This window comes from uncultured Draconibacterium sp., from assembly GCF_913060805.1.
Taxonomy (GTDB): Bacteria; Bacteroidota; Bacteroidia; order Bacteroidales; family Prolixibacteraceae; genus Draconibacterium.
In genome coordinates this window covers 58,693-85,390 of sequence record NZ_CAJXTC010000013.1, presented here as the reverse complement: position 1 = coordinate 85,390, position 26,698 = coordinate 58,693, and the positions used below count along the sequence as shown (strand labels likewise).

Below are 26,698 nucleotides of genomic sequence, written 5' to 3'. Positions count from 1 at the left end.
GGCTTTTTTTATGCCCTTTTGGTTCCTCAAACCGCTTTAAAACCCATTCAACTCCATAAAAACAGTTGGCAAAATCAATAAGAAGCCAATAATAATCAGCATTAAAGTAAACTTAGCAGCCCACTTAAACCACTTTTCGTAAGGAATACGTGCCACTCCCAACACTCCAATTAATACGCCACTTGTAGGAGTGATCATGTTGGTAAAACCATCGCCAAGCTGGAATATTACAACAGTAGTCTGGCGCGAAATTCCAATCAAATCAGAAATCTGCGACATAATCGGAATCGTTAGTGCCGCCTGTCCCGATCCGGATGGGATAAATACATTCAGCATGGTTTGTATCAGGTACATGATTCCCACTGTTCCCACTTCTCCGAAGTTTTGCATCGAGTTGGAAACATAAAAAAGTATGGTATCGATAATTTGTCCGTCTTCAAGAATAACCACTATTCCACGCGCTAATCCAACGATCATAGCTGCCGGCAGAATGTCTTTGGCGCCATCTAAAAACAGTTTGGTAATTGTGTTGGGTGATTTGTTGGCCGCCATGCCAGCAAAAACTCCCATGGCAAAGAAAATAGTTGCTATCTCTTTTATGTACCAACCGTGCCCCATTACGCCAATTACCAGAAAAACAATGGTAAAAGTAAGCAGTGTTAAAATAAAGTATTGCACCGATTTCCGCAGCGTTAAAGCCCCCATAACAATAAAAAGTACTGTGGCCACCGGAATTGCCGGAATAGAAAATACATTGTTCCCGATGGTAATTGAACTTTGCGGGATAGTGATTGAAAAAACGATAAGTGCAACAGAAATAATGGAAAGTGCGAACCACGCAGCAGTTGGTTTTATCTTTTCAATTTTTACGGCTGCGGTTTCGTTACGCGACCGCCAGTAAGCATCATCTTCGTATACAACCGATTTTGTTGGGGCCTTTTTTATTTTGGCGGCATAACGCAGAATAAACGCAAAGCCGAAAAAGTTGATCACTACCCACATCAAAATTCGGTATTCCAAACCAGAGAACAGCGGAATATGTGACAGTCCCTGCGCTACGCCAACCGTAAACGGATTTAAAAAAGCACCGGCAAAACCCATTGCAGCAGCAATAAAACACAACGAAACACCAACAATCGAGTCGTAGCCCATCGAAATGGCCAGCGGAACAAAAATGATGGTAAAAGCAATGGTTTCTTCGCTCATGCCAAAAATGGCTCCAAACAAGCTGAAGATGGTCATGATAGAAACGAGTACAATATTATGCACCCCAACAAAAGCAAGCACTTTCGATCGTTCCAATCGTTTTAACCGTTTCAGAAAAGTGTAAATACCAATGTCGATTGCTTTGCTGTCGTTAAGAATCCAGAACGAACCGCCAATCAATAAAATAAGTGCAATGATATTCGAGGTGCTCAAAAAACCATCGAAAAAGGAAGAGAAAACCTGCCACGTTTGCAGCTGGCTGTCGGTTTTATGAAACGATCCGGTTTCGATTACACTGCGTTCAACACCATTAACAACAACACTTTCGCGCTCGAATTCGCCACCCGGAATAATCCAGGTTAACAAAGCACAAAAAACAATCAGAAAAAATATGATAACGTAGGTATGCGGAACTTTCTTTAACATGCCTGAAAGATATAAAAACCTAAGATAACAATTCAAATGAGATGAGTGGAAAGGGAAAACTGCCTGAGGGGGAAGTTGCATTTTGCTTTCTACCAGTATTTTATGATAAACATTATGAAAAGTTCTTTCTATATGATTGATTTTTCTTAAATTGTTAGAAGTAAATTTAAATCACACACTTATAAATAATGCGAAAATATCTGATTCTATTCCTCGTGTCGTTAACAGCATTCAGCAGTTATGGTCAAACGGCTGCAAACGACAGTACTTCCGTTGCTCAGGCTAAAGAAGATAAGAACTTTAACTTCAACCTGATGCCGTATATGAGCTATAACCGCAACCTCGATTTTATGTATGGTGTTCTTCCGCTGGCTATGTATCGCCTGAACCCGAACGATACCATTTCTCCAAAATCCTTGTCGGGAGTTACCGCTGTGTTTACCACCAACGGATCGAAATTTGTCGGTTTTTTTAACCGCTGGCACCTGGCACAGGACAATTGGCGCATTCAATTTTATGGTGCTACCGGAAATCATATCTCGCAGTTTTATTACGATTATGATGTTACCCCCGGTTTTTACGATTACAAAACAAAAACAAGATTGGTAAGTGTAGGTGTTCAGCGCAAAGTTTTGCCGGCACTTTATGGGGGAATAAGCTACACATATGCACATCATTATACCAAATACGAAGATGGAGTATTGGAGGACGCAACCACCGACACGCATTCGGTTCAGTACATTGCTTTGTGGGATACCCGAAACGAGGTTTATTATCCCACCGAGGGAAATCAGATTCGCCTGAAGTGGAATTCTTTTCCGCAGTGGTTGGGTAACGATATTGAGGCCAATAAAATTATTACCGAGTATAACCAGTATTTTCCGGTTCACGACAACCGTGATGTAATTGCCGCACGTTTTTCGGGAACTTTTGGTATTGGCGATATTCTTTTCGAGCAACAGGTTACTATTGGTGGAAACGACATTCGTGGTTATTCTGAAGCCAAATACCGTGGCGATGGATTAATGGCTGTGCAGGGCGAATACCGTTACAATTTTGCCAAGCGGATGGGATTGGTTGGTTTTGCCGGCGTGGCTACAATTTATGGCTCGCAGAACCCCGATTTTGACTGGGATTTTTACCCCGGTGTAGGTGTGGGGTATCGTTACCAGGCGTTTAAAGCCGCAAAGTTTAATATTGGTCTTGATGCTGCAGTGGGAAAAGACGATTGGGGAGTTTATTTCCGGATTGGTGAAGCCTTTTAAACTAAACTAACATGAGTACTCCAAAACAACTTGTTGAAAGATGGGTGGAGAAATTCAACCGGGCAGACATCGCCAGTTTGGCAGAAATGTATTGCGATGATGCCATTAATCATCAGGTAGCAAACGAACCTGTTGTTGGAAGAGAAGCCATCCGCGAAATGTTTCGGAGCGAATTTGCACAAGCCGAAATGACATGTATTGTAGAGAATATTTTTGAAGACGGAAACTGGGGAATTCTGGAGTGGAAAGATCCGCTGGGCTTACGAGGCTGTGGTTTCTTCCAATTTGCCGGCGATAAAATTAAGTTTCAACGCGGCTACTGGGACAAACTCAGCTTTTTAAAACAACACAATCTGCCCATCGAATAATAAAGATACAATGACCTAAACAGTGCCTTTTGGGGCAAACTTTTGCCTCACAATGAATTACTCTTTCAAAAGAATCTAAACCTGATACTTCAGAAAAATTAAACCAGAAAATTTGGTTGTTGTTATTTATAAAATAGCATAACTTTAATACATTAATTAGAATTTCAGCAAGAACTACCTGCACAGAATGGGAACAAAAGAAGAAAAACATAAAACAGGAAAGTGGAAGCGGATTAGTTTGATCGTGCTACTCAGTTTAATTGTAATCGTGGTTGTAGCATTGGCGCTGGCTCCGGGTTTCATCAAAAATTACATCAATAAAAACAGTGTTGAGCTTTCGGGCCGTACCATCACCATCGAGAAGATAAAGTACAATTATTTTACTTCAACTTTGCAGGTGTACAACATGGCCATGTACGAGCAAAACAATACCGATATTTTTGTTGGTTTCGACACGCTTTTCCTCAATATGAAACCGTTGCGTTTTCTGAAACACGAAATAAATGTGCAGCAATTTCAATTGGTGAATCCTTATTCGCAGGTTATTCAAACCGATACGCTGTTTAATTTTACCGACCTGATTGAGTTTTTCGCCACCGATGAAGTAGTGATTGAAGAAGATACCACGGCAACAGAACCGTACCGCCTGGACCTGAATTTGCTGGAGATAAAGAACGGACGCGTAAAATACACCGATACTGAGCTGGAAAACACCATAGAAATGCAGGACATTAGTTTCCTTATTCCGCAGATTTATTGGGGAGGTGAAGAAAGTTCGGCCGATCTGGCGTTTAGTGTTGGTCATGGAGGTAGCATTAGCACCACATTTGATTATAACTCGAAAACGGGTGAGCTTACCGGTGAAGTCGACCTTAACAAACTGGCGATGAACATTGCCTTGCCCTACATGCAGGAGTACATGGATTTTAAAGCAATGACAGGAACACTGGATGCAAAAGTGAATTTCAGTGGAAATAGTGATAAGCCGAGCGATCTCTTGCTGAGTGGAACTGCGCAGGTGGATAGTTTAATGTTTACCGATCCATCGGGCAGAGAGGTTTTAGGAGTGGCGAAAGCGATAATGGAACTTACTAGTTCGAAGCCTTTGTTATTCCAGGCCGAGGTTGGAAAGATAGAAATTACAGAGCCCTACGTATATTTCGCTTTGATCGACTCTTTGTCGAACTTCGAAAAAATGATGGTGCCGCCTGAGAAAGAAACGGTTGCTGACACCACTGAGAGTGAAAAAACAGAACCATACGATATTCTGATCGATAAATTTGTGATCGATAACGGACTCATCGATTTTAGCGATCAGCGTTTGCAGGAGATCTTTAACTACGAACTTTCGCAGGTGGATGTCGATATGGATTCGCTCTCGTTGAACAGCAACTGGCTGGAAATTAATTCGAGCATGAAACTGAATAAACGGGGTAACCTGGAAGCCGAACTGGGCTGGAATCCGTACGATCCATTTCAGCACATTGAGCTGAATTATGTGTTGTCCGATTTCCAGTTGCCCGATATAAATATTTATTCGAAACACTACGCCGGGCTGCCTATTTTGTTTGGCGACATGTATTACCGCAACCAAACGTCCATCATTAATAAACAGCTGAACAGCGAGAATGAGCTAGTGATTCGTAATGTTGAAATGGGGCGTAAATCGGGAGGTTTGTACGATGTGCCCATAAAACTGGCTTTGTTTATTCTGAAAGACAAAAATGGTGATGTGAACCTGGATATTCCGGTAACCGGCGATCTGTCGGATCCGAAAACGGATGTGGGAAAAATTGTGTGGAACACCTTCAAAGGATTTATGGGAAAAATTGTATCCTCACCTTTCCGTGCGTTGGGTAATTTGTTGGGCGCCGATCCAAAAGAGCTGGAAGAAATTACCTTGGTGTACAGCGATACCACGTTAACGCGCAAACAAATCCGGTCGCTCGATCTGTTACTGGAATTGGAGCAACAGAAACCCGAATTGCTGATTGAAATGCAGTACCTGAACGACCGGAAACTGGAACGTTTTGATGTCGCTTCGCAAATTGTACAAAATAATTACACCGAGAAAACGGACAAGGATCCCATTAGAAATCGTAAAGATTATCAGGAGTATTTAAAAAATGAAACGCAGCTCGATTCTTTGGTGGTGCAGGATTACGAACGTTTACTGGCACCTCAAACCGAAGTCGACAGTGTAATCGTGGCACGCGAAAACAATCGCCTGGAAATGGTGCAGAATTATTTAAAAGAGCAAAACGATTCAACTACGATTCGTGTGCTGGAATACAAAGATGAAGAAGTGTTGAATATCGGCAGCCGGCCACTATTTAAGATCTCTTACAAACTGGCCGAAGACGAAGTCGCGGTGGAAGATTCAGAAGCCAATCAGTAGATCGATTATTTGTTTAATCACATAAATCAAGGGTCGTTCCGAACTTCGGAACGACCCTTTTTTATTAAAGGCAATTGAAAATTTATAGCAGAATATGCTTTAAAATTCATTGACTCACCCTGATTGTGCCTTCGACACAATCGTCCCACTCTTCGCAAAGAGAGGTAGTTAGGGAGAGTTCTTCGAATATTGTTTCACTTGCATTTCTGTTGATGACTCCCGGGAATCATTACTGATTCATTATAGCTGCTTAAATCTTCTTTCCGATATAAAACACGTAGCCATAAAAATCCTTGTACTTGTTGTACAGTTTCTCTTCGTGCCTTTGGTTGGCAACAAAACGCTCAGCGGCTTTATTGCCGGCGTGTTCTTTCAGATATGTTTCCTGAACCCTGGCATGCAAGGCATAAAAATGCTCGAGCCAGCAATTGTCGGGCAAAATAAATGATGCCACTGGTACATAACCGGCTTGCTGCATTTGTGCTACTTTATTCGGAATAGTGTCGATGCCGGGATAAGCGTCCATCCAGAAATCATGGATCTCCTGTGGGCGCTCTTCAGTAAACCACGATGCTTCGCTCACTGCAACGTATCCTCCCGGTTTCAGAAACGCTTTCCACTCGCGCAGGCCGCGTTCAAAACCAATGTTGTAAATGGCGCCTTCCGACCAGATTAAATCCAACTCTTCCGCCTGAAAAGGCAGCTCCATCATCGAGCCAACAATCCCTTTTACGCGCTCTTGCAGGTTGTGCTTCTGCGCATTTTTATTAAACAGGTCGATAAAAGTGGGGAAGAGGTCGAGGCCCTTTATTTGCCCCGGCGTATGTTGCGCTAAAATCATGGTTTGCCCACCGGTACCACAACCAATGTCGGCAATTTTCGACTGTTCATCGAGGCCCTCAATAAAGCTTAGCGCCTTTATGGTTATTTCCAGACTTCCCGGTCCCTGGCGTTCGAGGTGCGAGAAATATTCGCAAATTAAATTTACATCGAATTCGTGTATAGATGAATTTTCGTTACTCATTTTGTACTAATTTTTGCCTAAAACACTGTGCGTATAAGTATTTTAAGTTTCAGGCGGTTTGTAATATTATGAAATAAAAATGCCCCCGACAGGAAATAGTCGGAGTTTAACGAATGGATAACCAAAGGTCTGCTGCCAAAGGTTATTTACTTCACGGAATCCAAATTTGTGTATAACATGCAAAAATTTTACAACCACAAAATTAGTTTTTTTTGCAAAAAAGCAAGTGAAGTTCAACATTTTTCAATTTTATACGTTGGATTGAGACTGTTTGAATACGAAGTTTAAAATGACAATGAAAAAAAGTTATATCAGTTTGTTAAGCGGCATTATTGCCCTGTTTTTTGTTTTGAATGTTAACGCCCAGGAGAACCACGATCATGATGATCATGAACACGAGGACCACACCCACGGACATAAAACCGAAATAGGAATCGGCAACTCGGCAGTTTATTTTTTTGGCGAAGATGAGTTTAGTTATGGCCTGCATCTTCACGTGATCAGAAATATCGGTCACTCGAATTTTGGAATGGGACTGGCTTACGAGCGTATTTTCGACGAACACCACCACAATACAATTGGTGTTGTTGGTAGTTATACGCCTGTCGACCGGCTACATTTTGCACTAACACCCGGAATTGCTTTTGAAGGTGAAGACTGGGACGAGAAAAATTTTGCCCTTCATTTTGAAACTGCCTACGATTTTCAGGTGGGTAACATCCACATGGGCCCAATGGTGGAATTGGGATACAATTTCGAGCACGTACATTTAAGTATGGGACTGCATATCGGGTTAGGCCTGTAATGATATAATCCCCAAAACAGGGGATGCAAAATACTTAAAATATTAAATGGGTTGCCGGCAAAATGCTGGCAATCTTTCTTTTATGTTATATGCGAGTGCTGCTTGTCCGGTCTTGTGGCAGAAGCTAATTTCACTACAATAGGGGATTGTGCACCCTAAGGTAGCCCTCTATTTTTGCGAACACTACTTTGATAGAATTCGTGAAAACAATGGGGAAACAATCAATTTTTAGAAATAATCTACTACAGAATATCCTGCTGGGCTTTTCGGTGGTTTTGCTTTTGCAGCAAAATGTTGGGGCGCAATCTGCAGAAAAGGTGGACCTTGCCGGAACGGTTCAAACGGCCGACGGCGAAACACTGCCGGGCGTGAACCTGGTTCTTAATCCGGGCAACACAGGGGTAACCACCGATATCAACGGTAAATTCACTTTCCAAAATATTACAACCGGTACTTATCGTCTGCAGGTGAGTTGCATCGGGTTTCAATCGCAAGATCAGGAAGTGCAGGTAAAAAGCGGGCAGTCGCCATCGTTGGAACTGGTTTTGGAGCCTGAAAATTACATGATCAACGATGTGGTGGTGAGCGGAAAATCGGCCACACGTCGGGTAATCGAGCAGGCCTACCAGGTCTCATCCGTATCTACCAAAGAGTTGTTCAACAGTACCAGCGATGCAAAATCAGTGTTGGACCGAATTCCGGGTGTGCGTATTCAGGAAGAAGGCGGTTTGGGCTCCGACCTGAGTTTTACACTCAACGGTTTTTCGGGCGACCAGGTGAAGTTTTTTATGGACGGAATCCCAATGGACAACGCCGGCTCAATGACATTGGGTGATCTGCCGGTAAATATGATCGACCGCATCGACGTGTACAAAGGTGTGGTGCCGGTTTGGTTGGGCACCGACGCGCTGGGCGGAGCCGTGAATATCGTTACCAATCGTACCAATAATTACCTCGATGCATCGTATGCGTTGGGATCGTTTAACACACATCGTGCGTCGCTGAATGGCGCTTACACCAACGAGGAAACTGGCTTTACTTTCCGCGGCAATTTGTTTTACAATTATTCTGACAACGATTATAAAGTGTGGGCGCGCATTGTGGAAAACAATACGGTGGTGGATACCGCCTGGGTACGTCGTTTTCACGATCGTTACCGCTCGGGATCGCTAAAACTGGAAACCGGATTGGTGGATAAATCATTTGCCGACCAGTTACTTTTTGGAGTTATGCTTTCGGGCAACGATAAACAGGTACAACACGGAGCAACAATGAACACCGTTTACGGCGGTATCGTTCGGAACAGCCGCTCGCTGATGCCAACGCTTCGTTACAATAAAAAAGATTTGTTGACCGAAGGACTGGATGTGAGTTTGTACAGTGCCCTGAACTGGAGTCAGTCGGAAGTGATCGATACACTGCAGGGAGTGCGTTACAACTGGCTGGGTGAGCCGTCGATAATTTATACCTCGAATGGAGAGAGGTCGACCGATGGCGAGTTTTACCGCACCTTCACCACGCTTAATGAAACCGATTTTAGTACCCAGTTAAATGCCGGATATGCACTGAGCACTCGCAGTTCGTTGGCACTGAATTATTCACTCAACTATTTTCACAGAAAAGCACACGATACGGAACATCCCGACGAGCCGGCCAACCGTTTTCCAAAAGACCTGACCAAACAGGTGTTGGGACTGGCTTATAAATTCGATTTGAATAATAGATGGAGTACCACGCTGTTTGGGAAAATGTATCACATTCATGCTGCTACTTCAAAACTGTTCGATTTTGCATTGGAAACCCAGCGTGTTGAGGCGGTGGATAACAAACTGTTCAATTTTGGTTACGGACTGGCAACCAGTTATTTTGTTATTCCGGAATTACAGTTGAAATTCTCGTACGAACATACCGCCCGGATGCCCATGCCTGAAGAGATTTTTGGCGATGGTTTATTTGTGGAGGCTAATCCCGACCTCGGGCCGGAGCAAAGCGATAACATCAACCTGGGAGCAGCTTTTAGCACACAAAAACTGGGGAACCATCATTTGGCGATCGGAAGTAGTTTGATCTACCGCGAGGCAAAAGATCTGATTTATACGGTTGTTACGGTTTCCAGTCCGCAAACGCGCTACGATAACCTCAGCGACACGCGTGTGCTGGGTGTAGAAGGCAATCTGCAATACGCATGGAAGGATGTTCTTCATTTGGGAGCCAACGTAACTTATCAGGATATTACCGATCGTGCAAAGTTGATCTACAACGAATCATACACAGGTTCGGGCTGGCAAACTAATTACCACTATGGTTTCCGATTGCCCAACAAACCGTATTTGTTTGCCAATTTTAATGCGGGAGCAACTGCCAAAAACTGGCTTACTGATGGCTCAATACTCAACCTCAACTACTTTGCAAATTTTGTAGAAAAATACTTCTTAACCTGGACCGAACTTGGTGCCGGCAGCGACAAGTATATCATTCCGCGCCAGATCTCACACGACATCGAACTCAGCTATTCGCTACAGAACGGCAAATACAACATCGCTGCCGAATGCCGCAATTTGTTCGACACAAAACTCTACGACAAATATTATTTACAAAAACCCGGACGCTCGTTCAGCATCAAGCTCCGGTATACGATCTAAAAATTCAATTAAAATTCAGAAATAAAATGAAACAAGGAAAATTTTTACACCTATTAACAATGACTGCTTTACTGGCAGTCGGAACACTATTATTTAGCGCCTGCAGCAACGATGACGATGTGCCTGAAGTGATTACCGAAGATGCAAATTTTGCATTAAGTCTCGCTTACCAGGGCACTGACGGCAACTTTACATACTACACCGTTTTGTTCGAAGATGTAATGAGCGGAAGTCTTTCTGCTGTTGGGCAGGGAATCGATCATTTGGGTTATTATACCTACAACAAGATTGACGACCGTATTTATGCCACTGGAGGTTTTGAGCTCACCGATATTATTGCGCTGGAAAAAAATACTGCTGGCGAACTGGTGGAAACCGGAGGTAATTCGTCGTTTGGCAACAGCCTGCAAGACATTGTGGAAACCGAAGACGGAATGTTGGTAGCCATTGAAATGGCATCGTCGTCGGATGTGATTACGCTGCACCGTATCGACGCCGAAACGATAACAACAGAAAGCACCGTAAATACTGCAGTTTCTGAAATTACAGACCTTAGCGGCGCCGCCTATTCAGGAATGGTACAAAGTGGCGATTTCCTGTTTGTGAGCTATTACATCAGCGATCCGGCCACGTATGCCACCGCACACACCGATCTGGCACAGGTTGCTGTTTTTAGCTACCCTGATCTGCAGTTTGTAAAAATTATTGAAGACGATCGTACCGGCCCGGTGGGTGGTTTTGGTACAAAATCGGGTTTGATAAAAGACGAAAGCGGAAATGTGTATGCACTGTCGCATAGCAATCCTGCCAACGGATTTAGCCAGTTCACAAAAGATCCTGCAATCTTGCGTATCAACAGTGGCGACAGCGAATTCGACAACAATTACATCTTCGATTTCAATACGGTTACCGACAGTCTGACAACAGCGCACCTGGTTTACCTTGGCAACGACAAAGTTTTTGTTGAAATGAATTCTGCGGATAGAAGGGAACAGTCGGCATGGGCAGACGGTCCGTTAAAACCGGCGGTGCTTGATCTGTCGGAAAAGACCATCAACTATATCAGCGGTGTGCCTGAGCATTCAGGATTGGGGCGTAAACTGGCTGCAACAAGTTTATACGATGGCCAGCACATTTACCTGGTGGTTCCTGAAGATGTAAATTCATACGTCTATCAGATCGATCCGGTAAACTACACAGCTACCAAAGGTGCTGAAGTGCAGGCCAACTTTACCGCCGGATTCTTTAAATTTTAAATCGATACTAAAACACTTGTAGTTCATAAACTGATCTCCGTGTGTCCTTTTACGGGAAGCGCGGAGATCCCTTTTTTATCATTTATGCGAATTAAAAGTTGTGCTTTTACTTGATGGCTGATTTTCTCCCTTTTTTACCTCGATCCTGAAGGAAGAAAGCGAGAAAATCCTTGATCATCCTTTAGGATTTGAGGTAAAATCAAGGGTTTTGCCCCAAAAAGTTATTCAACTTTTGATTCGAAACATTAAAAAATTACCGGGAAGCATGCAAAATTGGAAAGCGCTTGTTCGAAAGTTACATCTCTGGCTGGGTTTAGGCTCCGGCCTTATCGTTTTTATTGTGAGTATCACCGGCTGCATTTATGTTTTTCAAAACGAAATAATGAAAGCTGTGGAACCGTGGCGAACGGTTGAAGCCCAAAACCAGGCTTTTGTTCCGCCCAGTCAGCTGGTTGATACCGCTTCGTTTTACATGCCGGGAAAAACACCTTCGGGATTGACTTACGAAGACGAAACCGGTGCTGCAGCAGTAGGTTTTTATTACACCAAAAATGGCCGGCGTGATTTTGGCGTTGTATTTCTCAATCCTTATTCAGGGGAAATGCTGCACAAAAAGGAAGGTGTTTTGCATGGCGGGTTTGATTTCTTTCAGTTCATAATAAAAGGACACCGCTACCTGTGGCTTCCGCCGGCAATCGGAAAACCGGTGGTGGGAATCGGTGTGCTGATATTCGTTGTATTGCTGATTACCGGAATTATTATGTGGTGGCCGGTGAAATGGACGGCCAAAAACCGCGAAAAAAGTTTTCGTGTAAAATGGTCGGCAGGGTGGAAGCGACTGAACCTCGACCTGCACAATGTTCCCGGATTTTATGCTGCTTTGTTTCTGCTGATCATCGCCTGCACCGGACTGGTGTGGAGTTTTAAGTGGTTCGGGAATGGCGTTTATTATGTAACGTCGGGAGGAGAGAGCAAAGCCGCGCACGAACATCCGCACTCCGTTGTTCAGGCAGCGTCTTCGGTAACCCCTGACAGCATTCCGGCAATCGACAGGGCTTTTTACCTCGCGTTGGAACAATACCCCAATCCAAAACGCATCTATATGACGCCGCAATTGCGCGAGGCCGACGATGCCATTGAAGTGGTATTGTACAAACACCAGGGACGTTTTTATCATCACGACGAGTATTTTTTCGATCGGTACACGCTGGAATTGTTGGAGGTGGAAAGATACGATGAGGCCGGTTTTGCCGATAAGCTTGATCATATGAATTACGATCTCCACACGGGAGCGATTTGGGGACTGCCCGGAAAAATACTGGCCTTTTTGTTGAGCCTGGTAAGTGCCAGTCTGCCTGTAACGGGCTTTTTTGTGTGGTACAACAAACGTAAAAAAAGCAGTCAGCAAGCGAATTTGTTGAAATCAAAACTGTAACTATGTTTCTTAAAAATATCTTTTCGCGATCGGCAGAAGCGGCACCGCTTATGGTGTTGTATGGCACAAAATCAGGCAACTCAAAAACGGTGGCCGAAGAACTGGGCAAGCAGTTGGGCCGGCAAAATATTGCACATCGCCTGAGCAGCATGTCGAAAGTAAAACCGCAACAACTAAAAGATGTGGAGCGGGCGTTGATGGTGGTCAGTACCCACGACGACGGTGAACCGCCGGTAAAAGCCCGAAAGTTTTACAAACAGTTGCAGGCAGCTGATATGCCCGGTTTGGAACAACTGCAGTTTGCCGTTTGTGCCTTGGGCGATTCCAGTTACGACGACTTTTGCGAGGCTGGAAAAACACTGGAGAAACGACTGCAGGAGCTGGGAGCAAAAGGAATACTGCCACGAAAGGACTGTGACGAAGAATTTGCACAACCGGCAGTAGAGTGGATAAAAGAGGTGATGACCCGGCTAAAAACGGGAGAGGAGCCAGCAAATGAAATTTCACTGGAAGGCTCAAAATGGTACAACGGAACTTTAAAGCATCGAGAGCTGTTATCGGTAGATGCCGACAAGAATGCCACCTATCACCTGGAGATTGATTGCCCGGAAGCAGCCGGTAACTATAAAACCGGTGATTTGCTGGATGTAATTCCCGAAAATCCGATGGAGCTTGTGCAGGCGCTTTGCGAGAAATTAGAGGCACCACAACTGGCAGTCGCTTTTGCCCGCGAAAAAGAAATTACGCGCGTAAACCGTCAGTTGCTAAAAGCTTATGCCGGGACGACTTCAAATACATCACTGGCCGAATTACTTACTCAAGATGAGGAGCTGGATATCTATCTGAAGAAGGCCAATGTACTCAATCTGCTTAACGATTTCCCATCAGAAATTTCGGGTGAAAAATTGCTGTCGTTGTTACCGCCAATACGCATCCGGCAGTTTTCAATTAGCAGCGTTCCCAATGCCAAAAAGCCAATTGATCTGATGGTAAAAACTGTTCGTTTTCAGTTCAACGGAGAAAATCATTTAGGCGCTGCTTCCAACTGGTTAAACGAAAGTATTGAGCCGGGTAGTTCCGTTCGTTTTCGTCTGGCAGCAAATCCCGATTTTTATTTGCCGGCAGATAAAAATACTCCTGTACTAATGATCGCTGCCGGAACAGGAGTGGCACCATTCCGTGCTTTTGTACAAGAGCTGGAGCAACATGATTTCCCAGCAAACGCGTGGTTGCTTTGGGGCGAACAGTCGCATCATTCTAAAAACCGTTACCACTCCGAATTCAGCGCAATAAGCGAACGGCACGCCAGCTTTTTGTTTGATGCAGTGGAGTCACGAAGCCCGCAAAATCCAATGTACGTTCAGGACTTGCTATTAAAAAAACACAACGAAGTAGCAGCATTTATAAAACACGATGCACATGTTTATGTCTGCGGCTCAAAAGCTATGGGCGAGGGTGTTGAAAAAGCCCTGCAACGGATCTTCCCTGACAACGCTGCCTGGGAAACTTTCAAATCCTCTGAACGGTTTCATTGGAGTTGTTATTAAAGCTGGGAATTGGGGAGTCGGAAGCAATCTAGCCATACAACCACCCCGTCAGCGATGGCCTATTTATGTTCCAATACATTGTTCGAAGTCGCTGCCACCCCTCCTGGAAGGAGGGGAAATGTTCGTGGTGTATTTATTCTTTTTGATGATGATTTGGAATGCGTAAGTTTCTCTTCCTATTGAGGAGAGCCTGTCCCGATCGGAGCATCGGGAAGTACCGCTGATGCAGTGCAACAAAATCAGTTGGGAGGTGGTGTTTGATTGTCACGGTCGTTCCTCCCTTGCAATGTCATTTCATGGATTTAGTCCGGCAGCGGACAATGAATTATTTCATTCCGGCACAAATCATCCCAGTCCGCTGCCATAACACACACAATGCGATGTCATTGCGATACCGATGAGTAAGCGAATCGGGAGAAGCAATCTTGCGACCTTACACTTTTGCCAACTGCATTTTGCCAACTGCAGCTCGCATATTTCAATTAATCCTTCATCCTTAATCACTAATCCTTCCATTCAGATTGCCACGGTCGTTCCTCCCTCGCAATGACAGTTCCTTATTATGATTTTCGGCAGCGGACAATGAATTATTTCATCTTGGCACAAATCATCCCTGTCCGCTGCCATAAAACCACACAGTGCGATGTCATTGCGATACCGATGAGTAAGCGAATCGGGAGAAACAATCTCGCGACCTTATACTTTTGCCAATTGAATTTTGCCAACTGCCTACTACTCGCCACTCGTATCTCACCACTCGCAACTAATCCTTTCAACTTTTGCCTTAATTAATCCTTCATCCTTAATCACTAATCCTTCCTAATCCTGTAACCAACAGCAATTTCCCGCGTCTTTACAATATCCGGTTCATTCATTCACGGAAAACTAAAGCTATTGAAACATGATTAAAAACTTATTGAAACACAGCCTGCGGGCGCTGAAGAAGCAAAAAGGATACGTTGCTATCAACATATTTGGGCTGGCCATTGGCATTGCCTGTAGCATTATCATCGCATTGTTTATTCTCCACGAGTTAAGTTACGATCAATACAACGAAAACAAAGACCGCCTTTACCGGGCAACGCTCGACGGTAAAATTGGCGAGCAGGAAATAAATGCCTCGTACACGGCGGCCGTATTGGGACCGACGATGGTAAACGATTTCCCTGAAGTAGAAGAATTCTGCCGCCTGAATACCTGGGGCGAAACCATTATAAAAAAGGAAGATATCGCGTATGTGATCGACGATTTTGCCGAAGTGGATTCTACCTTTTTTGAATTGTTTTCCATTCCGCTGTTAAAAGGCAACAGCAAAACGGTGCTGAACGAACCCAACACCATGGTTTTGTCGGAGTCGACTGCCAAAAAGATCTTTGGTAACGAAGATCCCATCAATAAAATGCTGCGTGTAAATACCGGACAAGATCCGTATCGCATAACCGGAGTAATGGCCGACTTCCCCGAGGAAACACATTTTAATGCCAACATCCTCACATCGTTTATGACCAACCGACGCGCCAACGATCCCGAGTGGCTGAACAACAGTTTCTCCACCTACGTGCTGCTAAAACCCAATACTTCGCCCGCAACTGTGGAAGAAAAGTTCGCCGGGATGATCGAAAAATACGTTGGTCCGCGGGTACAGGAAATGATGGGGATCGTACTGGAGGATTTTATTGCGCAGGGCAACCGCTACAATTTTCACTTGCAGCCGGTAACAAAAATACATTTGCAGCCGGAAATCGAGCACGAAGTAAAACCTGCCACCGACCCGAAATACCTCATCATTTTCAGTAGTGTGGCGATTTTGATTATCGTAATTGCCTCCATAAATTTTATGAACCTGTCGACTGCGCAGGCCACAAAACGCGCCAAAGAAATTGGTGTGAAAAAGGTGAGCGGTTCGTCAAAAGGAATGCTTATTCTGCAGTTCCTTACCGATTCTACGCTTATTTCTTTCATCGCACTGATTCTGGCGGTGGTTATTGTTTTTGTGTCGCTGCCGTTTTTTAACGACGTTTTCGATACGCAGGTCAGTTTTAACCTCATCGAGCATTTCTACTACATTCCGCTGCTTATTGCCTTTGCGCTGTTTGTGGGTTTTGTTGCAGGTGCTTACCCGGCCTTTTATCTCTCGTCGTTCAATCCCAACACGGTCTTGCGCGGAAAGCTCCGCGACGGGGCAAAAAACGGGAAATTACGCCGCATCCTGGTGTCGGTGCAGTTTCTTATTTCCATTATTCTTATTGTGGGCACTATTATTATGTACCGCCAGCTAACATACATGGTAAATAAAGATGTTGGTTTTGGTAAAGACCGTTTGATGGTGATCGGAAGTGCCGGTTCTATTGGCGACCAGGTAAAAGCATTTAAACAGGAAATTCTGAAAATACCCGGTGTTGAAAATGTTTCGGCGTCGACAGCTGTTCCCGGACACAACAATAACAACAACGGCTATATGCTTGAAGGTCACGACGGGCAGACCTACCTCATGCAAACCGCCTATGTTGACTACGATTTCCTGGAAACCTACAACATGCAACTCAGCGACGGCCGCTTTTTCGACCGCGAATTTGGTGCCGACCGCGAGGCTTGTATCGTAAATCAGAAAACCATTGAAGAGTTTGGTATCGACGATTATATCCAAACCCGCTTTATTGTTGTGTTTACCAACGAGGGCGACAAAAAATTCATGCCCATTATCGGGGTGTGTAACAATTTTCATTTCGAATCGCTGCACAGCCGCATCAACCCGTATGTAATGCGCTTTAAGGAAGACGACAATAACTGGGGCTATATTTCGGTGAAATTCAACACCGATGCATCGGCTGCGGCCATTACGCAGATTGAAGACAGCTGGAAACGTTTTGCATCGAACAACCCGATGCGCTACTTTTTTATGGACGAAGATTTTGAGCACATGTATAAATCCGAGCGGCAAAATGCCAAACTATCGGTGGTGTTTGCTATTCTGGGGATTTTTATTGCCGCACTCGGACTGTTCGGACTCACCTCGTTTACCGTTGAGCAGCGCACCAAAGAAGTGGGCGTGCGCAAAGCACTGGGAGCTTCAGGTTACAGTATTTTTTACCTCATTTCGAAAGAGATCGTTATCCTGGTTTGTGTGGCAACGCTTGTTGCCAGTCCGCTCATTTACTGGGTGGCTACCAACTGGCTGCATAATTATTACTACCGCATTCACCTCGGCGCGCTCGAGTTTATTATTGGTTTTATTGCGGCCATTTCCATAGCACTGCTTACCATTAGTTATAAAACACTGCAAACACTGCGGATTAATCCGGCGCATACGTTGAGGTATGAGTAGCGGAGGAAGAGGGGATTAGCTTAAAAGCGACTTGAAAGAACCACCCCGTCAGCGAAAGGATATTTTTTATTCATGGCAGTGTTTAATGTCGCTGCCACCCCTCCTGAGAGGAGGGGAAATTATCAAGGTAAAGATTTCTCCTCCTCAAAGGAGGAGTACCGCTGATGCAGTGCAACGAAATCAGTGGGGAGGTGGTACTTGTTTGCCACAGTCGTTCCTCCCTCGCCATGACTTTTTTTAGTGGTAACGCCCGGCAGCGGACAATGAACTCGTTTTTCCCGGCACGATTGTTTGTTGTCCGCTGCCCTGATGCTATAAACAGCGCCTGTCATTACGAGCGTAGCGAAGTAATCTGTTTAACCACCCCGTCAGCGAAAGGATATTTTTTATTCATGGCAGTATTTAGTGTCGCTGCCACCCCTCCTGGCAGGAGGGGAAATTATCAAAGCAAATGCATGAACAAGGTATCATTAAGCTAAAGAGTGATAAAAAAACAGACCGTTTCAAATCGATTTTTGAAACGGTCTGTGAGTCTTGTCAATTAGTCCGATAAGCTGTAAGGCTATCCTGAACTAGTCCATCCAAACATCTGCTAATTTTTAATTTTGATCGCCGGGACCTAAGTTTGGATTCGCATCAATTTCTTCCTGAGGAATTTTAAATACCCACTCGTCATTGACTGATGGTCTATCTTGTTGGAATCCGCTTTGATACAATCCTTCAGATGCACCGGAACCACCATTTGCAGCATGGTCAATTTCGTCATCCCAACGAATCTTATCAACGTAAAGGAACCCTTCTCCCCATAATTCCAGAGCTCTCTGGAACTTAATGTGTTCCATTAATTTTTCCTGAGTATCGAAAATAGTAACATCATAAGCACTATCGCGTTCTTCGCCCAAAGGTTTTAATGCATCTTGGGCAGCCTGAACATTGCCTAACATCGCTTCTGCTTCAGCTTCAATCAAATACATTTCAGATGAACGCATTAAAATAATATCATCCGGATCGGTAGTTCCGGGTGCTTTTTGTCTCATTTTTACGTGCATATACGGATGCGTATTATGACTGGAAGTCCATCCGTACACACTGGCAAGCCTGTCAATTTCTGCATCAAATTCTTCTTCTGTAGTGTATAATGGATTTGTGTTGTTTTCCCATCCACCCATTCCGTTTGAAGCCGAAGTATTTGAGTTTGGTGCATCTTTTAAGAACATGTCTTTTCTATAATCGGTATCCGGAATCTGAGCGTATAATCTCTTATCCATAATTTTAGGATTATTTCGATTTTGGCTTCCGTTAAATGTATTACACATCAAATAGAAATAAGAACGGAAATAAGTTGTTTCGGTACCAATTACATTACTTCCCCAAATAACTTCAGGAAGTAGTGTTGTGTTAAATCCCGATTTCCAGTCAGATTCGTCCATTAAAGGATAACCCTGACGTGCCATCACCGCTGCATCAGCTGCTGTTCTCCATTCTCCCATATTTAATGCTATACGAGCTTTTAAACCATACGCAACGTTGATATTTAGTTGCGATTTGTCGTAGGCATTACCGCTTGGCCTTGCAGTTGCACCCTCGAAATAACCTATGGCAGCATCAATATCCGACATACATTGGTCGTATATTACCTGAACTGAAGATCTCGGCTCACTGGTAAAAGGTGCTTTAGAGGCAAATAATAAAGGTACACCGGGATCGGAAGCAGGGTTGCCAATCAGGTATCCTTTGGCATAGTGCTGAACCAGTGAAAGGTAGGCATAGGCTCTGTAGGTATAGGCTTGTCCAATAATTTCCTTCATTTTTGCATCTTCAGGAATTGTTCCTTCGGCGGCTTTATTTATAATTGCGTTGGCACTGGCAACAATATGATAGCGTTGATACCACAACTGTTTGGTTGTTCTTGATGTTTCCTGGTTATGCGAAATCCATCTTGTTTCGTCTTGCCAACCCAAATTGTTTGCCGAAGCAGTGTGAATTACGCCTCCTGCCAAATTATCTCCCAGAGGAACCCAATACTGATTTCCTGATCGGTAACTATCTCCGCCAGAAAGTAGAGTTTGTGATTGAGCATATAATAAACGATGCAAACCGTTAAGGATTAGCGCCATATTTTCAGCAGTTGCTAATGCATCATTGGAAGAAATAGCATCTGTTGGTTTTGTTTCCAAAAAGTCTTCTTTACAGGATGTTGTTGCAATAGCTACTATTACAAGTAACAATATTATCTTTTTAAACATAGTTCTTATGTTTTAATTATTTATACGATTAAAATGTGACATTTAATCCAATCGAGAATATTCTCGATGGGTTAAAATCATTACCCTCAGGTGTTCCCGACAAATTGTATTGAGGATCGAGTCCTGTCCTCTTACTTTTCAGATACAAATTCTCTCCGGTAAGTGATAATCTTAAATTATCAACACCTATTCTCTCTGTAACAGAACCGTCGAAAGTATAGCCCAAGCTAACATTTTTCAAGGTCCAAAACGACGCATCGGTTAAAAACCGGGAAGACTGTGATTGCACTAAATCAACATTTCCATTTTCCATTCGGGGCACACTGGTCATATCGCCCGGATTTCTCCATGCATCCAGAATATCAGGATGAAGTGATCGGCCATAAGTACCACTATGCATCATAGCAGCATATCCATAATCTAAAAATTTTCCACCGATACCATAAGTCACTAAAACATTTAAGTCGAATCCTTTATAACTAAATGAATTAGCTACTGATCCTAAAATGTCAGGTATGGCACTGTCTCCGGTGTATGCTCTTTCGGTATCTTCCCAATCATTAGTGGTTTCCTGATTTCCATTACCATCCAAAACCGGTACGCTATTTCCATCGTCATCAATTTCAAACATCCAGAACAATTGATCTCCTGTATCCGGGTCTACGCCGGCAGTTTGAAGTATATAAAAATCGTAGATTGATCTGCCTTCTGCCCATCTTTTTGATCCATCGATGAAAGGATCAGGAATTTTCGTTATCTCATTTTTAAATGTCGATGCCTGTACTGTCAGATCCCATTTAAATTCACCCTTCTGAATGACATGTCCGGTTAACCCAATTTCAAATCCTGAATTATACATATCGGCAATGTTCGAAGGCACAGTATTTAAACCGTTACTTAAAGGAATGGGTAAATCATAAAGCAGATCGGTTGAATTTTTCTTGTAATATTCAACAGAACCATCAATAAGATTATTGAATAACGCAAATTCCAGGGCTACGTCGAAACTACCAACCGTTTCCCATTGTAGTTCAGAATTACCAATTTCTGACCAATAAATAGCTGGATTACCGGCGTTTGATGTTAAGCCGTATCTTGGTTGAGACAAGAAGAAGTCGCCCAAATCATCGTTACCAACCTGACCATATGAAGCACGGAGTTTTAAATGATTAACCCAATTGATGTTTTGCATGAAGTTTTCCTGATCGATTCTCCAGGAAGCACCCACTGAATAGAAGGTACCCCATCTTGATTCTTTATCGAAAACAGATGAAGCATCTCTTCTTACGGAAGCACTGATATAATATTTACCGTCGTAATTATAGTTGGCCCTGAAGAAGTAACCTTCAATAGTTTTTTCTGTAGTAGCACCATTTAAACTAATTGGTTCGGCAAAGTTGTCGAATTCATAAATACCCGTTGCAACTTGTTTAATCGATGTACCATCGATACCTGAATATATTCTTTGGAAGCTCTCATGACCGGCAGTTAGGTCTACACTGTGAACTTCGTTAAAGTATTTTTTGAATGTTAAAATCTGATTGAAGTTTTCAACATCTCTCCGGTATCTGTCTTCTCCATATCTTCCGGTTGGTTGAGCATCTCCAATAATATGGTTTTCATATTCTTTTTCGAGACCTTCATTTATATCTCTACCGTAATTCAATCTAAGATTAAGACCTTCAATTATTTTGAAGTCAGCAAAGAATCTAACTCCGTAGGTATTGTTTCTTGTCGTTTCATTATTTAGCAACAATTCCTGAAGCGCATGACGACCTTGATTTATTGGCCTTGAACCGATATTGTATTCCGAATAACCTTCACCGTTATCAAAAACAGGCTCTCCTCCGGCATCTAATACGATGTTTCCGTCTAAGTCGTTTACATATACCGGGTAAATTGATCCGATGTTTTTAGCAAATCCGAAAGGGTTTACGATACTACTTGTTCCTGCCGAAGTTGGACCTTCAGATTCAGTAATAGTAATGTTTGCGCTTCCTCCAAGTTTTAACCAATCGGTGGCATCGAATTCGGCATTTAAACGAGACGTAATACGATCAAAACTGGTTGTAACCACATAACCTTCTTCATCGAGGTATGAAGCAGAAAAAAATATTTTATGTTTTTCGCCTCCACCTGCTACATTAACATTGTAGTTGGTTCGTAACCCGGTTTGTTCCATTTCATCGTACCAGTCAAGGCTTTTATAAATTACTCTTGCGCTAGGGTTTAGCATTCCGTCGGTTCCAACAATTTGAGCATTTGCCACATTAAATGGGTTATACCCTAAATTATTGTAAATATTTGCGGAAGCATAGGCCGGATCTCCGTCGCCGGCACTTGAATTTTTTAAAGCTTGCCACATCATTTCATAATATTGACCCGGCGAAACTTCATCGTAGCTTGGAATACTTCTGCTAACAATACCTACCTGGGCAGATACAGACGTTTTTATAGCTCCGGTAGTACCATTTTTAGTGGTAATTAAAACTACACCATTAGCAGCTCTCGATCCGTATAATGACGTAGAAGCGGCATCTTTAAGGATGGTAAAAGATTCGATATCTTCCTGGTTAATGGTATTTAACGAACCTTCGTACTGTATACCATCTACAATATACAATGGATCTGAACTACCGTTAAGTGTTCCTACTCCGCGAATAACAATATTCGGAGAAGAACCCGGTTGCCCTGATGCAGAAGTAAATTGTACCCCTGTTGCTCTACCTTCAATTGCAGCAATCGGAGAAGTAACATTTCGTGCTGATAATTCTTCAGCACCCACTACATCAGCAGAACCAGTAAACGCCTGCTTAGTTGATGTACCATAGGCAGTTACAATCACTTCATCAAGTCCTAAAACATCCGGCTCAAGGTTAACATTAATTACAGAACCTGTTGCCGGCATTTCAACCGTTTTCATACCAACAAATGAAAACACAATTGTTTGTGCATCTGTTGGAATGTCGAAAGAGTAAACACCATCAATATTGGTTACTGTACCAACGGTGGTCCCCTTTATACTTACTGATACACCCGGTATTGGAGAATTATCCTCAGAACTTAATACGGTTCCGGTAACACTCCTAACCTGTGCACTTGCTATTTGTACACCTACTATAAGCGAACAAATAAGAAATAGTGTCAGTTTTCTCATTGGAATTAGATTGTTAGATTAGTAAATAAATAAGTATCGCACTATTAAGTGCATTTATACAATAGAATAATTATACAGCATTAATGATTTTTTTGTTTCAATTACGTTAGTCACGGCATTGTTTTTATACGCACACTTGAATATTGCCTCGCCATGGATAATGGTATTGCTTCAGTTTGTTTATTTGCTCATCACTTTTCCATTTCACTAATGAGCTGCTCCACTGCTTTTTTTAGTTGAGGATCTACATTTTTTGCTTTATAAGCCGGAGGGTTTTCAACCAGTATGTTTGGTACAGCCGGGCCGTTTTCCATGTTTTCATCTGTGGCTTTCACATACCAACCTCTGGTGGGTAAACGCAACCTGGATCCATCCTGTAATCTGGTTGAACCAGTTGAAATTACAGCGCCAAAGGTTGGCTGTCCAACTAAAGTGCCCAGCCCCAGTGTTTTATACGCATGTGAAAAAATTTCGGCATTGGAGTAGGAGGCTTCGTTACATAAAGCAATAGATGGTTTTGTCCAGGCTGTTAAAGGTAAACGCTCTCCAAATGGGTAGTACGATCTAAAGTCTTTATGTTGTTCAGAAGGATTTTCTGAGGCACCTCTTGGTACAGTATAGGCATGTTGCCTCACGCTTAATACTGTCATTAGGTAATCGGTTGTCCATCCGCCGCCGTTGTAGCGTACATCAATAACAATACCTTCTTTGCCATAACCGGCAGCCATTAATTCTCTTTCAAAACGCTCAAACGAAGTCCAGTTCATGCCCTGAATGTGCAGGTAGCCTAATTTGCCATTTGAGTATTCATCTACCAGTGCTCTTCTTGCTTCAACCCATTCGTCATACAATTCTGCTCCCAAAGATGTACCGGGCCAAATTAGAATTTCCTCATTTTGTTCTCCTCGTTTAATGTTTAATAAGGTTCTTTCATTAGAAGTGCCCTCCATTAAGGCAAAAAAGTTGGCTGTTGGTACTACTGCTTCCATATTCACGGCTGTAATGATATCGCCAATTTTTAGTTTGCTTTCCTCCCGGTCTGCCGGACTGTTTGCTACAATTCTGGAAATTTTAAATCCTTCTTGTACTGCTTCCCCTTCGATTCCTATTTTCCCTGTCAGTTCTCTCTGGGTCTCTTTTTGCGGATTATCACCATAAAGTCCCATGTGTGAGGCATTCAGCTGACCAAGCATCAAATTAAAGAACCATCGAAAATCTTGTTTCGAAGAAGCTGCTAATGCAATGGGCTTGTAGTTTGCTTTTAGTGCTTCCCAATCCTGACCATGAAATTGTGGATCGTAGAAGACTGCCCCTAATGTTCTCCAACCTTCCTCAAATATTTGAGAGAGTTCTTCCTTGTACCGTATTCTCAATTCTGAGCTTACCGAAAGTTTTTCAATTTTATCTGATTTCAAATCGAGTGCGCTTATCACTCCACTTTCTTGCTTAAAATAGAGTTTCCCCTTTAACGGTGTTGTTTGCAAACCGGTAGGGTTTTTTATTCCTTTTATTTCTTTTTTATCGCTGCCATCCCATTTTATTTTGAACAGACTTCTATCAATAACATAGTCTAACCTGCGCACTGCTCCGTTGGTATAATAAATAAATTCCCCTTTGTCATCAAAGGCAAAATCGGTTTCACCACCCGCAAACTTGGTCACCTGTACTATGCGTTGGTACATTTTATCGAAGTCAATCTCAATATCTTTTTCCTTTTCTTGTTTATCTTCTGTATCGTCTCCTTTGTTATCCTCTTCTTTTTTATCTTTTTCAGGGGTTTTGTCTTTAGCTTCTTTTTCATTTCGGGTCCATTCTGCTTTGGATTTTTCCCAATCTTCCTTTTTTAGCCAGACAAACCAAATGTCGCTATCGCCATTATTTCTTTCGGAAACAAATCCCAGTTTGCTGCCGTCTTTACTCCATACCGGATTGGCATCCCTTTTTGGGTGCATGCTAACATTTACCGGGGCCTGACTATTATCAGCCGCATGAATAAATACTTCGTTGTTAAAGTCTAAATCGGGTTTGCTATAGGCCAGCCATTTGCTGTCGGGTGACCAGGTAATTCCGTTTGGGGTAGCCCAATCGTCAAGAAGGATTTTACTATCACCAAGATTTCCCGATTTATCTATAGAAAATACTATTAATGTTCCACGTCCCTGAAGTATAGCCACCTTCTCGCCATCAGGGCTGACTAATGGCTTGCTTTCTTCTTCGGTTGTTTTGGTTAATCGCGTTATTTCTCTTTTGAAAGAGTAAAATAAGTCTTTTACTTCCTCGTCGGTTGAGGTAAGCATGTATAAGTCATTTTGGCCTTCAGCATCTGAAATAAACAGCAATGTTTCATCGTTTAACCACACCGGATTAATATCGCGCGCAGAGGTATTTGTCAGGCGCACCGCTTTATCATCTTCGCTGTCATTACGGGTGACAAACAGTTCTCCCCGAACACTGTAAGCGATAAACTTACCATTTGGAGACAAAGCAAATTCATCCACTTTGTTCTTCGTATTTTCTTTTACTACCGGGTCGAATCGGTAATCGGTAGCAATATCCACGTTTATGGCTGTCTTTGTATTGTCAGACAGGTTAAAAATAAATGATTGCTTTGCAGTTTGATAGGCTATTTTGTTGCTTTCTCTGCTTAATGAAAATGAAAATATCCCGAAGTCCTTTTCATTGGTTAGCAGGCTCATGGTTCCACTTTCGTCAGCTTTGTAAATGTTATAACGACCGTTTCTACCCGAAATAAAAACAAGCTCGTTATTGTTTAGCCATTGGGGGGCAAAATCATTGGTACCATGAGTGGTTATTTGCTGGTATTCGTCTTTTGTAATGTCGTACACCCATATATCACGATTGGCAGGACCATTGTATGCTTCTCTTGCGATTCTGCAAGTACCACGTACAAAAGCAATTTTTGTTCCGTCCGGAGAACTAACCGGTTCTGAACCAAGGGCGTCCATAAAGCGCGTTTCAGTAGCAGCTCCTTCTTTTAAAATATATATTTCCGGTTCTCTTTCTATCTGTAGGTAATTTCTACCAGTGTTAAAAAGTATAGCGCCATTTGGCATGATACTGGCAGGTAGATCATTGGCAGAGTTATAGGTAAGACGTATTGGCGTTCCACCAGCGGCAGCAATCTTAAACAGGTCATTGTTCCCAAAACGATCGCTTGAAAAAATCACTTGTTTTCCATCATCAGACCATACAGGATTTCCTTCATAGGCTTCGTGTAAGGTAAGGCGTTTGGGATTTTCTGCTGTGGCTTTCGCTATCCAGATATCACCTTGAAAACTGAAGGCTATTTCAGAGCCATCAGGCGAGATCGTGGGTTGCATGATGGGCGATTGGCTATACGTTTGAAAAGCTAGTAGTAAGGACAAAAGGAGTAGACAATATTTCATAGTTATAGATTTTGTATGGTTTTTAACCGCATTATCACATTTCTGAAAATGCGAGGTTATAATTCTTGTATGTGGAACCCTAAACTTTGGCTTATAACACCAATTTAGATGTATGAAACAAGTTTTTGTATAAAGTGGTTCATTCAATCAACTCTTCATCGTTGCTAATGACTTAATACTTTAAGTTACAA

General features: G+C 42.9%; 14 protein-coding genes. 9 read left to right on the top strand and 5 right to left on the bottom strand.

Translation table 11 applies throughout. The annotated features are described in order from the left end of the window. Positions 1-36: 36 nt before the first annotated feature. Positions 37-1,632 (bottom strand): YfcC family protein, encoded by a 1,596-nt coding sequence (locus QZ576_RS10025; RefSeq protein ID WP_297096660.1) that lies wholly within the window; start codon positions 1,630-1,632, stop codon positions 37-39. Between the two features lie 188 nt (positions 1,633-1,820). On the opposite strand from QZ576_RS10025, the gene QZ576_RS10020 reads away from it, so the two are divergent. The 3 genes from QZ576_RS10020 to QZ576_RS10010 all read left to right on the top strand — a co-directional run bounded on the left by QZ576_RS10020 (position 1,821) and on the right by QZ576_RS10010 (position 5,663). After that, positions 1,821-2,897: a BamA/TamA family outer membrane protein gene (locus QZ576_RS10020; protein WP_297096659.1), complete on the top strand. Its 1,077-nt coding sequence runs from the start codon at positions 1,821-1,823 to the stop codon at positions 2,895-2,897. 11 nt (positions 2,898-2,908) lie between these two features. Further along, complete coding sequence (locus tag QZ576_RS10015) at positions 2,909-3,265, top strand: nuclear transport factor 2 family protein (protein WP_297096657.1); 357 nt, start codon at positions 2,909-2,911, stop codon at positions 3,263-3,265. A gap of 187 nt (positions 3,266-3,452) precedes the next feature. Further along, positions 3,453-5,663 carry a DUF748 domain-containing protein gene (locus QZ576_RS10010; RefSeq protein ID WP_297096655.1) on the top strand — a complete coding sequence of 737 codons (2,211 nt, stop codon included), beginning with the start codon at positions 3,453-3,455 and terminating at the stop codon, positions 5,661-5,663. 250 nt (positions 5,664-5,913) lie between these two features. Here the strand turns inward: QZ576_RS10010 and QZ576_RS10005 are convergent, their stop codons facing one another. Next, the gene (locus QZ576_RS10005) at positions 5,914-6,687 is read right to left on the bottom strand and encodes a class I SAM-dependent methyltransferase (protein WP_297096653.1); all 774 of its coding nucleotides are present in this window, start codon (positions 6,685-6,687) and stop codon (positions 5,914-5,916) included. A 295-nt stretch (positions 6,688-6,982) separates the two neighbouring features. Here QZ576_RS10005 and QZ576_RS10000 point away from each other — a divergent pair, with 295 nt between their 5' ends. The 6 genes from QZ576_RS10000 to QZ576_RS09975 all read left to right on the top strand — a co-directional run bounded on the left by QZ576_RS10000 (position 6,983) and on the right by QZ576_RS09975 (position 17,697). Further along, complete coding sequence (locus QZ576_RS10000) at positions 6,983-7,492, top strand: hypothetical protein (protein WP_297096651.1); 510 nt, start codon at positions 6,983-6,985, stop codon at positions 7,490-7,492. A 209-nt stretch (positions 7,493-7,701) separates the two neighbouring features. Next, entirely contained in the window at positions 7,702-10,134 is a 2,433-nt protein-coding gene (locus QZ576_RS09995) for a TonB-dependent receptor (protein WP_297096650.1), read from the top strand. Positions 10,135-10,160: 26 nt separating this feature from the next. Continuing rightward, positions 10,161-11,390, top strand: a complete 1,230-nt coding sequence (locus QZ576_RS09990; protein WP_297096648.1) for a DUF4374 domain-containing protein — start codon at positions 10,161-10,163, stop codon at positions 11,388-11,390. A 265-nt stretch (positions 11,391-11,655) separates the two neighbouring features. Next, the gene (locus QZ576_RS09985) at positions 11,656-12,825 is read left to right on the top strand and encodes a PepSY domain-containing protein (protein ID WP_297096646.1); all 1,170 of its coding nucleotides are present in this window, start codon (positions 11,656-11,658) and stop codon (positions 12,823-12,825) included. A gap of 2 nt (positions 12,826-12,827) precedes the next feature. After that, positions 12,828-14,372: a flavodoxin domain-containing protein gene (locus QZ576_RS09980; RefSeq protein ID WP_297096643.1), complete on the top strand. Its 1,545-nt coding sequence runs from the start codon at positions 12,828-12,830 to the stop codon at positions 14,370-14,372. 901 nt (positions 14,373-15,273) lie between these two features. Next, the gene (locus tag QZ576_RS09975; protein WP_297096641.1) at positions 15,274-17,697 is read left to right on the top strand and encodes an ABC transporter permease; all 2,424 of its coding nucleotides are present in this window, start codon (positions 15,274-15,276) and stop codon (positions 17,695-17,697) included. A gap of 599 nt (positions 17,698-18,296) precedes the next feature. Here QZ576_RS09975 and QZ576_RS09970 read toward each other — a convergent pair. The 3 genes from QZ576_RS09970 to QZ576_RS09960 all read right to left on the bottom strand — a co-directional run bounded on the left by QZ576_RS09970 (position 18,297) and on the right by QZ576_RS09960 (position 26,441). Next, complete coding sequence (locus QZ576_RS09970; protein ID WP_297096639.1) at positions 18,297-19,943, bottom strand: RagB/SusD family nutrient uptake outer membrane protein; 1,647 nt, start codon at positions 19,941-19,943, stop codon at positions 18,297-18,299. Between the two features lie 28 nt (positions 19,944-19,971). Then, positions 19,972-23,100 (bottom strand): TonB-dependent receptor, encoded by a 3,129-nt coding sequence (locus tag QZ576_RS09965; RefSeq protein WP_297096637.1) that lies wholly within the window; start codon positions 23,098-23,100, stop codon positions 19,972-19,974. A 191-nt stretch (positions 23,101-23,291) separates the two neighbouring features. Beyond that, entirely contained in the window at positions 23,292-26,441 is a 3,150-nt protein-coding gene (locus tag QZ576_RS09960) for a S41 family peptidase (RefSeq protein ID WP_297096635.1), read from the bottom strand. Positions 26,442-26,698: the final 257 nt, after the last annotated feature.

What these genes read in the sequence shown, in the direction of transcription:
- QZ576_RS10025 (WP_297096660.1), bottom strand. Translation starts at nt 1,632, where the DNA reads ATGTTAAAGAAAGTTCCGCATACCTACGTTATCATATTTTTTCTGATT.
- QZ576_RS10020 (WP_297096659.1), top strand. Translation starts at nt 1,821, where the DNA reads ATGCGAAAATATCTGATTCTATTCCTCGTGTCGTTAACAGCATTCAGC.
- QZ576_RS10015 (WP_297096657.1), top strand. Translation starts at nt 2,909, where the DNA reads ATGAGTACTCCAAAACAACTTGTTGAAAGATGGGTGGAGAAATTCAAC.
- QZ576_RS10010 (WP_297096655.1), top strand. Translation starts at nt 3,453, where the DNA reads ATGGGAACAAAAGAAGAAAAACATAAAACAGGAAAGTGGAAGCGGATT.
- QZ576_RS10005 (WP_297096653.1), bottom strand. Translation starts at nt 6,687, where the DNA reads ATGAGTAACGAAAATTCATCTATACACGAATTCGATGTAAATTTAATT.
- QZ576_RS10000 (WP_297096651.1), top strand. Translation starts at nt 6,983, where the DNA reads ATGAAAAAAAGTTATATCAGTTTGTTAAGCGGCATTATTGCCCTGTTT.
- QZ576_RS09995 (WP_297096650.1), top strand. Translation starts at nt 7,702, where the DNA reads ATGGGGAAACAATCAATTTTTAGAAATAATCTACTACAGAATATCCTG.
- QZ576_RS09990 (WP_297096648.1), top strand. Translation starts at nt 10,161, where the DNA reads ATGAAACAAGGAAAATTTTTACACCTATTAACAATGACTGCTTTACTG.
- QZ576_RS09985 (WP_297096646.1), top strand. Translation starts at nt 11,656, where the DNA reads ATGCAAAATTGGAAAGCGCTTGTTCGAAAGTTACATCTCTGGCTGGGT.
- QZ576_RS09980 (WP_297096643.1), top strand. Translation starts at nt 12,828, where the DNA reads ATGTTTCTTAAAAATATCTTTTCGCGATCGGCAGAAGCGGCACCGCTT.
- QZ576_RS09975 (WP_297096641.1), top strand. Translation starts at nt 15,274, where the DNA reads ATGATTAAAAACTTATTGAAACACAGCCTGCGGGCGCTGAAGAAGCAA.
- QZ576_RS09970 (WP_297096639.1), bottom strand. Translation starts at nt 19,943, where the DNA reads ATGTTTAAAAAGATAATATTGTTACTTGTAATAGTAGCTATTGCAACA.
- QZ576_RS09965 (WP_297096637.1), bottom strand. Translation starts at nt 23,100, where the DNA reads ATGAGAAAACTGACACTATTTCTTATTTGTTCGCTTATAGTAGGTGTA.
- QZ576_RS09960 (WP_297096635.1), bottom strand. Translation starts at nt 26,441, where the DNA reads ATGCAACCCACGATCTCGCCTGATGGCTCTGAAATAGCCTTCAGTTTT.